At 52.1% G+C, this 13,006-nt stretch carries 9 protein-coding genes and 1 pseudogene; 9 read left to right on the top strand and 1 reads right to left on the bottom strand.

What is annotated here, in order from left to right:
- From GNG29_RS17425 to GNG29_RS17385, 9 genes and pseudogenes are all read left to right on the top strand, one after another.
- Positions 1-711, top strand: a complete 711-nt coding sequence (locus GNG29_RS17425; RefSeq protein ID WP_156655087.1) for a C40 family peptidase — start codon at positions 1-3, stop codon at positions 709-711.
- 29 nt (positions 712-740) lie between these two features.
- Entirely contained in the window at positions 741-1,073 is a 333-nt protein-coding gene (locus GNG29_RS17420) for a hypothetical protein (protein ID WP_231736533.1), read from the top strand.
- A gap of 53 nt (positions 1,074-1,126) precedes the next feature.
- Positions 1,127-1,726, top strand: coding sequence for a tail assembly protein (locus GNG29_RS17415; protein ID WP_156655085.1), 600 nt, complete (start codon positions 1,127-1,129; stop codon positions 1,724-1,726).
- 52 nt (positions 1,727-1,778) lie between these two features.
- A pseudogene (locus GNG29_RS17410) lies at positions 1,779-6,056 on the top strand (phage tail protein); the annotation flags it as partial.
- A 712-nt stretch (positions 6,057-6,768) separates the two neighbouring features.
- A complete protein-coding gene (locus tag GNG29_RS17405; RefSeq protein WP_156655083.1) occupies positions 6,769-8,448 on the top strand; it encodes a hypothetical protein in 1,680 nt (559 codons plus the stop codon).
- A complete protein-coding gene (locus GNG29_RS17400) occupies positions 8,448-8,750 on the top strand; it encodes a hypothetical protein (protein ID WP_156655082.1) in 303 nt (100 codons plus the stop codon). The genes GNG29_RS17405 and GNG29_RS17400 overlap by 1 nt, the downstream gene beginning before the upstream one ends.
- Before the next feature lie 11 nt (positions 8,751-8,761).
- Positions 8,762-9,760, top strand: coding sequence for a tail fiber domain-containing protein (locus tag GNG29_RS17395; protein ID WP_197431819.1), 999 nt, complete (start codon positions 8,762-8,764; stop codon positions 9,758-9,760).
- A 1,077-nt stretch (positions 9,761-10,837) separates the two neighbouring features.
- Positions 10,838-11,077 (top strand): hypothetical protein, encoded by a 240-nt coding sequence (locus GNG29_RS17390; protein ID WP_156655080.1) that lies wholly within the window; start codon positions 10,838-10,840, stop codon positions 11,075-11,077.
- Complete coding sequence (locus tag GNG29_RS17385) at positions 11,077-11,466, top strand: S24 family peptidase (protein WP_156655079.1); 390 nt, start codon at positions 11,077-11,079, stop codon at positions 11,464-11,466. Before GNG29_RS17390 ends, GNG29_RS17385 begins: the two co-directional genes overlap by 1 nt.
- Positions 11,467-11,871: 405 nt before the next feature.
- Here the strand turns inward: GNG29_RS17385 and GNG29_RS17380 are convergent, their stop codons facing one another.
- A complete protein-coding gene (locus GNG29_RS17380; RefSeq protein ID WP_156655078.1) occupies positions 11,872-12,792 on the bottom strand; it encodes a hypothetical protein in 921 nt (306 codons plus the stop codon).
- Positions 12,793-13,006: the final 214 nt, after the last annotated feature.

Genomic DNA, 13,006 nt, shown 5'->3' with positions numbered 1-13,006 from the left:
ATGCGTAAAAAGATCGTCACGGCCATCATGGCGCACGCTGCGCAGGAATATCCGCGTGAGTGCTGCGGGGTGGTGGCGCAGAAGAGCCGGGTAGAGCGATATTTTCCCTGCCGCAATGTGGCCACGAACCCGGAGGACAACTTTGTGCTGTGCCCCGAGGACTACGCCGCCGCCGAAGAATGGGGGCCGGTGACCGCCATCGTTCACAGCCACCCCGATGCAACCACCCAGCCGAGCGAAACGGATAAAGCCCAGTGTGACCTGAACGGGCTGCCCTGGCATATCGTCAGCTGGCCGGAAGGTGACTTACGGACCATCATGCCCCGGGGAGAGATCCCACTCATTGAGCGGCCTTTTATTCTGGGCGTGTACGATTGCTGGGGTCTGGTGATGAGCTATTTCCGGCAGACGCACGGGATAGAGCTGCATGACTACCGGGTGGAATATCCCTGGTGGGAGGACGAGTACCCGGATAACTTTTATCAGGATTGCTGGTACGAGTGTGGTTTCCGTGAATTCGACGGCGCACCGCAGCCTGGCGATATGGTGATCATGCAGGTTCAGGCTAATAAGTGGAATCACGCAGGTGTCCTGCTGGAAGGCAATATGCTTCTGCACCATCTCTACGGACACTTAAGCCAGCGCGTGCCGTATGGCGGCTACTGGCAGGAAAGAACGATGAAGGTTCTACGCTACAAGTCTCTATGCTAACCTTTGATAAATTTCAAAGGAGCATGAAAATGAAAAAGTTATTCCTGATGCTTGTTATGGGGTTAGCAGGCTGCTCTGTGAATTCACTTGAATCTCAAAATCCTATTTTTTCTGAGCATACATCGAAGAGCCCCGAGCAGGTAAACAGATGCCTTGCTCCGAAGTGGGTGGAACTTCGTTCATCAAGTTCCAGCATTCCCACTGAGTCAGGTTACAAAATAACAGCCTCTGACGATATTTTCGGGGCACTTTCGGTGGTTAATATTGATAAATCAGAAACCGGCGGAAGCGATGTTAAGGTATATGCCGTCGCAAAAGGATGGAACGATCATTGGGCTACAGCGGCCAGAACATGCCTTTAACTAAATGAATTAAGTTAAGCCACCTTCGGGTGGCTTTTTTATGGAGAATGATGATGTCTGAGGTGATGACTAAAATTGAACTCGGCGGCATATTAGGAAAAACCTACGGAAGGGTTCACCATCGCTTAATACGTACAACCGCAGAGGCAATAAATTCTCTTACAAAAACAATCGACGGGATCGAAAAATTTTTAATTACCAGCAAAGCTCGTGGTCTTACTTATGCGGTTTTTAAAGATAAGAAAAATATCGGACATGACGATTTTGGCTTTCCGGTGACTGGCGAGGTTATTCGAATTGTGCCTGTTGTAATTGGCAGCAAAAAAGCTGGTGTCCTCCAAACAATCCTCGGCGCAGTGCTCGTGGTTGTTGGCGTAGCGGTTGGTTATCTTTCCGGCGGAACCCTCTCAGCAGTAGGCTATGGTGCGGCAAAGCTAGGCGCTGCCATGATGCTCGGCGGTGTAGTCCAAATGCTTACCCCTCAACCGACGGGCTTGGCCAGCAAACAGGATGCCGATAACCGGGCTTCTTATGCATTCGGCGGCGTAACGAACACCGCCGCACAGGGATATCCGGTGCCGTTGCTTTACGGTAAGCGCCGAATCGGCGGCGCGATCATTTCTGCCGGGATTTACGTCGAAGATCAGCAGTAAATTAAACCTTTCATTCAGGCCGCCTTCGTGTGGCTTTTTTTATGGGCGCAATATGGCAAACGCAACCGCGATCAGGGGCCGCAAGGGCGGCGGCTCGAGTTCCCGTACCCCCACAGAGCAGCCAGACGATCTCCAGTCGGTAGCAAAGGCCAAAATCCTGATAGCACTGGGAGAGGGCGAGTTTTCCGGTCAGCTTACCGGCAAAAATATTTTTCTGGATGGCACAGCGCTGGAGAACGCCGACGGCTCGCAAAACTTTAGTGGCGTGTCGTGGGAGTTTCGTCCGGGTACGCAGGCACAAACTTACATCCAGGGCATACCGGGTACCGAAAACGAGATCAGCGTGGGTACCGAAGTATCAAGCGCCACTGCCTGGACGCGCACGTTTACCAATACCCAGCTCTCAGCGGTTCGTCTGCGCCTGAAATGGCCCTCGCTGTTCAAGCAGGAGAACGACGGCGATCTGGTCGGGTACTCGATTAACTACGCGATTGACCTGCAGACCGACGGCGGCACCTGGCAGACGGTGCTGAATACCAGCGTGACCGGGAAAACGACATCCGGTTATGAGCGCAGCCACCGTATCGATTTGCCGCAGGCGGGCAGCACCTGGACTATACGCCTGCGCAAGCTTACCGCTGATGCAAACAGCGCAAAGATCGGCGACACGATGACGCTGCAGAGCTTCACCGAGGTAATTGACGCCAAGCTGCGCTATCCGAACACCGCGCTGCTGTATATCGAATTCGACTCAAGCCAGTTCAATGGCTCTATCCCGCAGATCTCCTGCGAGCCGCGCGGCCGCGTGATCCGCGTACCTGACACCTACAACCCGGAAACCCGTACCTACACAGGCACCTGGACCGGTGCGTTTAAGTGGGCGTGGACTGACAACCCGGCGTGGATTTTTTACGACCTGGTGGTTTCCGACCGGTTCGGCCTGGGTCACCGTCTTACCGCGGCGAACATCGACAAATGGACGCTGTACCAGGTGGCCCAGTATTGCGATCAGTTGGTGCCGGACGGTAAAGGCGGCAGCGGTACCGAGCCGCGTTACATCTGCAACGTGTACATTCAGGACCGGAACGACGCTTACACTGTTCTCCGGGATTTTGCGGCCATCTTCCGGGGCATGACTTACTGGGGTGGCGATCAGATTGTTGCCCTGGCAGATATGCCGCGGGATGTGGATTACAGCTACACCCGCGCTAACGTAGTTGATGGCCGCTTTACCTACTCCAGTAGCACGACCAAAACGCGCTACACCACGGCGCTGGTGTCCTGGTCAGATCCGGCTAATGCCTACGCTGACGCGATGGAGCCCGTATTCGAGCAGGCCCTGGTGGCGCGCTACGGGTTTAACCAGCTGGAAATGACAGCCATCGGCTGTACCCGGCAATCTGAGGCGAACCGTAAGGGCCGCTGGGGCATTCTCACCAACAACAAGGATCGCGTTGTATCGTTTGACGTCGGTCTGGATGGCAACATCCCTCAACCCGGATACATCATCGCCGTGGCCGATGAAATGCTATCCGGTAAGGTCACTGGCGGGCGTATCAGCTCGGTGAATGGCCGGGTGATTACCCTGGACCGCGCGCCGGATGCAAAGGCAGGTCACCGTCTTATTCTCAACCTTCCGTCCGGTGCATCTCAGGCTCGTACAATACAGGCAGTGAACGGAAAAGCAGTAACGGTCAGCACCGCCTACAGCGAAACGCCGCAGGCGGAAAGTGTCTGGGTGGCGGAATCCGATGAGCTGTATGCCCAGCAGTACCGGGTGATTAGCATCAGCGACAATAACGACGGAACGTTTACTGTTACCGGCGCGGCTCACGATCCGGATAAGTATGCCCGCATCGATACTGGCGCCATCATTGACCAGCGTCCGGTAAGCGTGATCCCTCCCGGTAATCAGTTCGCGCCAGGAAATATAATTATCAGCTCCTACTCGATGGTGAATCAGGGCATCAGCATCGAAACCATGCGCGCCAGTTGGGACCCGGCTCCGAACGCGATCGTCTACGAGGCTCAGTGGCGTCGCAATGACGGGAACTGGGTAAACGTACCGCGCAGCTCTACCACCTCGTTTGAAGTTCCGGCGATTTATGCCGGGCGTTATCTGGTGCGCGTCCGCGCCATTAATGCTGCTGAAATTTCTTCGAAGTGGGCCACTTCGCTTGAAGTAACGTTAAAAGGGAAGGTTGGCGCCCCGCCGGTACCTGTCAACTTCAGGACGACACCCTTACTTTGGGGTGTGCAACTGGACTGGGATTTTCCTGCAAATACAGCGGATACCCTGCAGACCGAGATTCAGTATTCCACGGATGCTGCCGGCACGAATGCGATGTTGCTTACGGACGTGCCTTATCCGCAGCACATGTATCAGCAGCTGGGCCTGAAAGCCGGGGTGGGGTTCTGGTACCGTGCGAGGCTTATCGACCGTACAGGTAACCAGTCGGCCTGGACTGACTTCATTCAGGGTAGCAGCAGCTCGGATGCCGCGGATTACCTGGTGGATATCGATAACCAGATCAAACAGACCGACGCCTATAAAGACCTCGTTTCGGAAGTCACGGATCTGGGTAGCGATATTCAGTCTGCCCGTGATGACATCGAGGCGGTAACTACGGAATCGGCTGCCACAAAAGCGGGCCTGGCACAGGAAGTCGCGGACCGTAAGAAAGCCATCACCGAGGAGGCAACAGCGCGCGGGCAGGCGCTGCTTACCGAGAAGAACGAGCGCGTCGCGGATATCAGCAACGTCAACCAGACGATCCAGACTACTTCCGACTCTCTGGCGCAGCAGATTGCCCAGATTTCGGCGGGCACCGGTTCCCAGTTCGACCCGGCCAAAATCTGGTACTTCGATTCGACAGTAGAGGGCTGGACCGGGAACGGGACCCCAACAATCGTTGACGGGTGGATTCGACCAGCGAACCATGCCACCGATCCGTGGGTGGCATCCCCGGGCTCACTGGCCATCAACTCCTCTTCCTATCGCTTCATCAAACTGCGCATCAGGAAATTCGGTGCGCCGGGCTGGACGGGGCAGCTGCGGTGGCGTGGTACGGGTGGTTTCAACGACACCAACATGTTTACCGTCGCCGAGCCTGCCTATGACGCGAACGGTATCGCAACTGTGGAGTTCGACAACATCCCCTGGCTGACCGAAACCACGATGAATCAGTTCAGGCTGGACCTGTCCACTAAACAGGACGCGACGAACTATTACCTGATTGACTGGGTGGCGGTCGGACGGCCAACACCGGGGGCCGGGATGGCGGCGCTGCAGCAGGAGACGACAGCCCGTGTTGCTGGCGACCAGGCGGAAGCTACGGCGCGCGAGACACTGGCGACGCAGATCCGGGGCGGCTATACCGGTGACGATCCGTCAAAGCTGGCATCGGGTCTGCTGTACACCGAACGCCAGGCGCGCATTACGGCGCAGGAAGCTGAGGTGACGGAGCGGAAGAAGCTGGAATCGACCGTAAATGACAACCATGCCGCTGTGACCCAGGAACTGGCAACGCTGACAACTGAGCAGGATGCTCAGGCCACCACGCTTTCGGGCCTGCAGGTGACTGTCGGCAAAAACACCGCCGATATCACGACGGTCACTAAAGCCGTTGCTGACAACAACAAGGCGCAGACCTCCGCGCTGGCTGCGGTTAAGGCCACGACTGACAAGAATACGGCGGACATCAGCACGGAAGCCACGGCCCGTACGGATGGTGACAGTGCGCTGGGCCGCCGTATCGACAGTCTGAAGGTTGACGTGGACGGCAACACGGCCAGCAGGGATGCCGGTATTGTTGGCAACGTCACCAATGCGCTCGCCAACTTCATGGCGTTCTCGGATCAGCGCGTGACGTTCGCCGTTGGTGAAACGAAAACGATGGCCGAGATCAGCGACGTCCGGAAGACCTCTGCGGATGCCACAAGTGCCGTGGCGGAGCAGGTCACTACGCTTAAGGCCACGGTAGAGCAAAACGGCCAGACCAATGCTGCAGCCATCACGCGCATTGATAAAGCCGTTACGGATCTGGAGAGCGCCACGGCAACCAGCATTCAGCAGGTGACGGCGTCTATTGGGAAAACCAATGCCAATGTACAGACGACCAGCCAGGCTGTTGCTGATATCAACGGCAAGCTGAGCGCGCAGTGGGGCGTTAAAGTTCAGGTGGAGGCGAACGGCATCAAACGTATCGCGGGTATCCAGCTGGGCATTGATGCCACAGGCTCCTCTAACTTCCTCGTCAGCGCCGACACGTTCGCGGTTTATAATCCGACGACCACAGGACAGGAGTTGGTGTTCGCGGCGACCGGCGGCCAAATGTTCTTGCGATCGGTGTTTATCCAGGATGGTTCCATTGATAACGCCAAGATTGGCTACCAGATAAGTTCTAATGACTGGAACGATCTCGGCCCATGGGACCCGAACGGGCGCGGCTGGTGTATCCGCAAGGATGGATCGGCTTATTTTAATAGCGTGACAGTTAGAGGGACTGTTTATGCCACCAACGGGAGCTTCAAAGGAAGCATCGAGGCAACCAGCGGGAGCTTCAGGGGTACCGTAGAGGCTACGTCTTTCATAGGGGACGTGGCAAACGTAGGTATAGCGCCGGATGCCTACATATCAGGCGCTGGCGTAGCATCAAGTTCAATTACCTTTACCGACTCATCCTCCTCATCGCTGGATAAATCGGCTCTGCTTGAGGCAATGGTTTATGTCACATCTATCTCTGGCACAACGTCCGTAAATATCACCCTCAACATAAACGGTAATGTCCGCGATATGGGCTCTATTGGCGTGCCAGCTGGAACGGGAGGACTCTGGATAACCGTACGTCACGCAGTACGCAACCTTACGGCCAATGTGATCAACGGGACCATTACTATTGTTGGCTCGGGCACGGCAGGTAAGCGCATTGCCGCCCCGACACTGACCATTACCCGGGGCACCGGCTCCTTCTCCTGATCCTCATAACCTCAGACCACATAACCCGGCTCCGGCTGGGTTTTTCATTTTAAGGACATCATGAATGGCCACACTTGATGACGATTTAGCAAAAGCCGTCTCGGAAGGGTTTCGCCTGGCGCAAAGCAGTATCATCAACCAGGATCTGATTTTATCCGGGACAGGTGACGTCACCGTAACCCTGGCTGACGGGTCTAAAAAAACAGGGCCGAGCTGGTCGAAGCTGATCGCTGCAGCGATGGCAGCAGGGACCAGCGCCGCAGCGGCGGAAGCGTCAGCGAAGAACGCAAAAACGTCAGAGACTAACGCGAACTCATCAAAAACCGCGGCGGCAACCTCAGAAAAAAATGCGAAAACATCTGAGACTAATGCTAAGACCTCAGATACCAACGCGAAAACCTCTGAGACGAACGCCAAAACGTCGGAGACTAACGCAGCTACCAGCGCCAGCAGTGCAGCAGCATCGCTGGCAGCCGCGCAGTTGCTGACGTCCGTGCCCTTCGAGACCGCGCCTTTCCCCGACGTTTGGTTGCCGCTCAATGATGACATGCGCCTGCTGGCCGGTTCCGCGCCTTATGACCGGCTGACTATTTCAGGACAAGTACTGGAGTTAGCAACAAAGTCAGCGACACTTATCCGCTCTACAACTGCAATGTATTACGATAAATCAGGTATCTTGCAAAATGCTGATATTAACGAACCTCGTTTCGAGCGTGAGGGCTTATTAATAGAGGGATCCAGTTCTAACTTATACACCTACTCTGAGCAATGGGGTGCAGGGCAGCGAGTTACTACAACGAATAATAGCGGCGACTCGCCTCGTGGCGATAAAACAATGGCGCTGATAATTGAGGACACATCGGGGAGTGAACATTACGTACAAGACCGTAATATCAATTTAACAGCCAACATAACATACTGTTACTCTGTATTTGTCAAAGCACATACAAATTCACGTCTTTTATATCTTCGGATTGCCTCTGGAAGTACGTCTGGAGTTTTCTTTGACCCAGTAGCAGGGGCATTTGTTGGAAGTGGTGGGGTGGGGGCTCAATATGTTGACCGTGGGTTTGAAGTGCTCAGTAATGGTGTCTATCGCGTCTGGATGACATTTACCGCTGCGGCGAGTCAAAGCACAGTTGTTCGCCTTCAATTAGCTAAGGACGGTGTAACCGCCAGTTACACCGGAGATGGTGTGTCTGGTGTATATATTTGGGGTGCGCAATTGGAGCCTGTACCCGTGATGACCAGTTATATTCCAACAGCCGCGTCCGCTGTAACAAGGGCTGCTGATAAGCTCTCATTACAACCGTCTGGTAATGTTGGATATCAACTTCTCGGGGATGCGTTCAACAGGACACTTGCATTTGAAATCGCTGTTAATAGATATGTCACGCCTAGTAATAATTACGCTGACCTTATCAGGGCGACAGGCTCCAACAACGATATTATATTTAGGGCGGGAGCATCTACCCTTTTCACATATATTGGTGGGAGCGGGCCATCTCTACCAGTTACATATCCAATCGATAGAAAAGTTTACGCACAATCTGTAGATGCCAACAATACGACTAGCATGTACTTCGATGGAAAAATTAACAGCAGAACATTAGCACCAGTAAATCCAGCGTCTAAACCGACGAGCATTGATATACAAGGGCACCCGAACGTTGTTTACCACATTCGCAACTTCCGTATCTGGCACCGCCTGCTGACTCTTAACCAAATTAATGGACTCCGCTAATGAAAGACTTATATCTGCGTTTTAATGGCGCCGACGAAATGCGCACGCAATTAATCGCGTCGGGGTTTGTGGATGATGAAGAGCAGGGTGGTTTATATCATCCCAATATCAGTCTGGATATCGTTGGCATTATCACTGTCCCTGTTGAAGTTATCAATCCCGGTGACGAAAACGAAAGTATTAAGTACGACAACCTGCCCGGTTATCACGTCAATTTGCGTGTGACAGACGATTCGCTGGAACTGGCATCGTTAGATGCCTTCGCAGTCTTCCCGGCCTGCCCGTACCGGGTATGGGCATAAGGAGATTAGAAATGACAATGAGAATAGACGCGGCAGAACTGACAAGGTCATTGGGTGCATGGACGTCTCTGGTTAACGACGCCACACTACCTGGGGTCGGCAATACAGTTTTTGGGGGTGGCTTTAAGTCACAGTACACTGTGGGCGGCGTCGAGAAGATGTACGCCCAGCTCCAGGCCGTAAAACGCATTGAATGGGACTACGCAATCGCCAGATTAACGGTGATGCAGGCAGCAGGCGGTACGGATACGGCCCAGAACAACTACTTTGACTTTATGTCTAACGGCAACGTTCAGTTCGGCGGTAAGCTGGTGGTGGGTGCCCCCGCCGTAAACTCGTGGTGGAACGCTGCCCAGCCGCATTACTCGGCCTATTATGCCCAGACGTCGACTGACACCCCAGGTAATGGGGCCATCGGCGGGTTATCGTGGGGCTACCGTCACAGTGGGGGGTACGACCTCCGGTCTATGTGGGGTAACGTGGGTAACGGGACAGTATCGTGGGCCAACACGTCTCTTACCCAGTTCGGCGACAGTGGAGCCAAGATACGATACTGGTACTTCACACCCGCCAACGGGGACTTTGTTACCTCAGTCAGCGGGGATGGCGGCTTTGTGGGCAACTATACGTATCAGAAGGCCGCAACCTCAGATGCGACGTTGAAACACGATATTGCATATGACGACGGAAAGGCCTCTTACGAAAACATCAGGAAGCTGAAACCCTGTACGTTCGTGTATAACGGCGATTACTTAGAGCGTGTGCGCCGGGGGATCATCGCCCAGGACGCTTTGCGGGATATCGACAGCGAGTATGTGAAGCTGGTTCCTGCGGCGCCTGAGTTCGACGAAGAGGGAAATCGTTGTGATAAAGATGACACCCTGGCACTGGATAACAACGTCGTCATGATGGATACGGCGCTGGCTCTGCATCACGCGATTGCCAAAATCGAAACACTGGCCGCGCAGGTCGCGGAGCTGAAGGCTGAGGTTCAGGCGCTGAAAGCATAACGGCACCATGATATTCAGCAGTAATTATCAACAGGCGCATTCTCGATCACTCTGAAGTAGAGAAAAAAAGCCCGTACGGGAACGGGCACAAATCCCTTAGTTTTGTTATCAACCCCGCGCTCATGACTCAGGTCGTTAACGTATCGGCAGCATGAGCCATAACTTTAGGTAGGGGGTATTAGCGCTTCGTTTAAAATCATCTACCTTTAATGAAGGTGAATCCCCCTGTGCGGCGGGGCAATCCAGTTGATGTAAGTGTTGATATATTTGCGGCTCGTATAACTGGTAACGAGTCACCGGGAGGCACCCGGCACCTAAAGCTGTTTGTTTGTGCTGATTTCATTTGCCTGCCTAATCAGCAGGCTTTTTTTTACGGCCCTGATGGAGGCTCAGATGGCAATTTTTGCGTTTTTAGCCGTTTGGATTGTGGTGATCTTGTCAGGTCTTATCAGTCTTTTGAGAACGTTATTAAATATCTGGTGCGGTCTGGAGCAACATTAAATCGCCCCGGATGACGCGTGGCCCTACCATAAACTGCTAGCGCTGCTGGCTCATTGCACTTGGTAATATTTTTTAGTCAGTGCTTTTAAGCCTGGCTACGAAAACATTAAGAAATGTTAATCATTGCACCTTTAGTTATAAAGAAGCTGTGTATGATGTCAGTTCAGCAAACGGCGTGAGGCATGGTACCCGTTATGAAATTCATCTGTCCTGCATGTAAAAGCAACCGGTTCTTTTTCACTTCCTTCAATCCCGTGCTAAACCTGCCACATGGCGCGGTATGTTCCGTATGCGGAACCCGGCTTACTCAACGCTCCATACTCCCAACTCCGCGCAGAAGGCGCTGGCCTAAACAAGTGGTTTAAGCCCCTGCTGACACGAAGCGGACTCCGGTAACCGCTAAAGCCCTCTGGGCCTTTCAGAGCTCAATTTAATTCCGCAAGTTCTGGTACACCCGCTTGGTCAATTCGGCAGAACACCCGGATGTTCAGCAGTAATTATCAATAGGTAAGCCTATCTTGATCTGCACCCTCTTTAAAACTACTGTATATAAAAACAGTAAAAGGAGTGCAGATCATGCCCCGCAAATCAGACATTCACAGCGCATTTGTCGCCGCAATACAGCAAAACCCTAAAGGTTATCAGTGCCTTCACACGTCAGACTTCATCAGGGAGTTGCGAGCAAGAAACTGGCATTTCAGCCAGGCCGACGCCAATAACTGGATAGAGCGCTACCAGACCTTCTTCGTCGACAAGACGCCTGATAATAGTGAAAACCGCTTCTGGATGATGCGTAACATGGGGAGAGTTCTGTAATGGGCTTTTCTTCCCCTGCGGGCGATTACGTGGAAAAAGAATTGTCGCTCGATGAGCATTTGATTTCTCACCGTGCTGCAACATTCTTTATGCGGGCATCAGAAACGAGCTATAAGGCTGGGGTGATGAGCGGGGCATTGCTGATAGTAGACTGCTCATTACAGCCTTGTGACGGATCATTATTAGTCTGTGCAATGGATGGTGAATTCAGGATAAGGCGTTATCGCAAGCATCCTGACCCACATCTTGAGAGCGTGGATACCGGCAGAAAAGAACCAGTACCTGAAAGCGACGATTCATACTGTTGTTCGAGTCCAATATTCGGAGTGATCACATACATTATCAATGATGCACGTTCTGGAGAATTTGATGACTGTCCGGTGATGTAAGAAGCGGTGCGCACCAGGAAGTCTTACAAACGGATCGGTAGCGATAATGCCCAGGGAATGACGCCTCGTAAAGCAGGGGGGTGTCATTTCTGGAAGAAGCTACGTAAAAGTGGGTCTGATGCGGGGGCAAAATTGGGGGCAAAATTCATTTTGGGGCGTATTTTGGGGCGATGAAATGACCTACATTGCCCGATATTGTCCATTACCGTTCTTTTGCAACTAACTGATTTTATGATAATTGAATGAATTTCCTGAAATTAAAAAATCAGTTTCGTAGTTTAACGCTGATTATGCGATCGACAAATCTCAGCCATAAAAAAACCAACAGCAATAGGTTGGTTTCCTTGAGGATCTTTGTCGGCACAAGAGGGTTTTTAACGTCTGGCCTCTGGCATTCTATGATGGCTATTGTAAGCCGAAATATCTTTTAAGACCGTCGGTAAGCACTTCAGTAGCAACAGTAACTCCAATGCCCAGCGTACCATTGGCCGCTTTTGTTATAACATTGGAGAACCAAGTGCTAACATTTTTGCCATAGGTATTGCTACGAGGCGAGATTGGACCATCTGCAATAATTGCCGCTTCCAGAGCATTAACGTCAGTTTCACTAATACCATTCTCTGTGAGAGATTTTTTTAAGGCGGAGAGATCACCTTTGCATACTTGATTATTGATAGTAAAAGAGTTCTCATGCCCTAAATTTATTACAGTGTTATCACCGAAGATGGCACTATGAAAAATAGAATCTGTATCGACTTTGCTTAGTTTATCCGCCATGCTTTTCTCCTCTGGCATTCCAGCGGTTTGGTCTGAAAGCTCTAATAAGAAACTCAATAAGCGTGAGCGTACTTGCGTTAAAATTCCCGTAAAACTATGAAGTGCGATTTCCTTGTAACATGATGTTATTTCATAACTATCTTCAATAGACTTGCAGTATTTTATACGGGCTACATCTATTGGAATATGTTGTTGTAGGTTTTTGTTGTCGCCTGCGTTTATAACCAACTGCTCAATTTGGCTAATCGACATTGTTACTACGGATTCGTGAGCATCCTTATATTCCTTATCGTTTAAGTAAGCGACAGGAAGTTGAAGGCCATTGTAATGGCGGTAGCCATTGTTAAGGTTACCAAGAATTCTAGCCTTAACTACTCTGTATTCAGGGGCATCTTTGACAGAGGGGTAACCATTTATTTCGTGATCTATCCAAGATGATAGATCTTTTTTACCTATAGAGAAGAGGAATACCTTTGTTTGCAGCAAGGCATTAGTCGTTCCTTCCTCGCCGTTACTCAGAAGGGTAATGATATCCTGTAGCTGGATCATAAGCTTTCCCCACAAAAAAAGCCCGCATCAGCGGGCTTTTGCTAGCTCAGGAGCCGCGGCTCCTTTACGTATCCTTTTTTGTCCCCTCACCGTCTGGTCGGTGTCCTGCTGAGACTGCTAACTTCCTGTTATTGCTAGTGATGTCCTATCACTGTCCAATCATGATTGGTGGAGCTGGCGGGAGTTGAACCCGCGTCCGAAATTTCTACATACT

The organism is Leclercia sp. Colony189 (assembly GCF_009740165.1).
Taxonomy (GTDB): Bacteria; Pseudomonadota; Gammaproteobacteria; order Enterobacterales; family Enterobacteriaceae; genus Enterobacter.
Note: the sequence above shows the minus strand (reverse complement) of the source record. Positions and strands in the feature narration are given on the sequence as shown.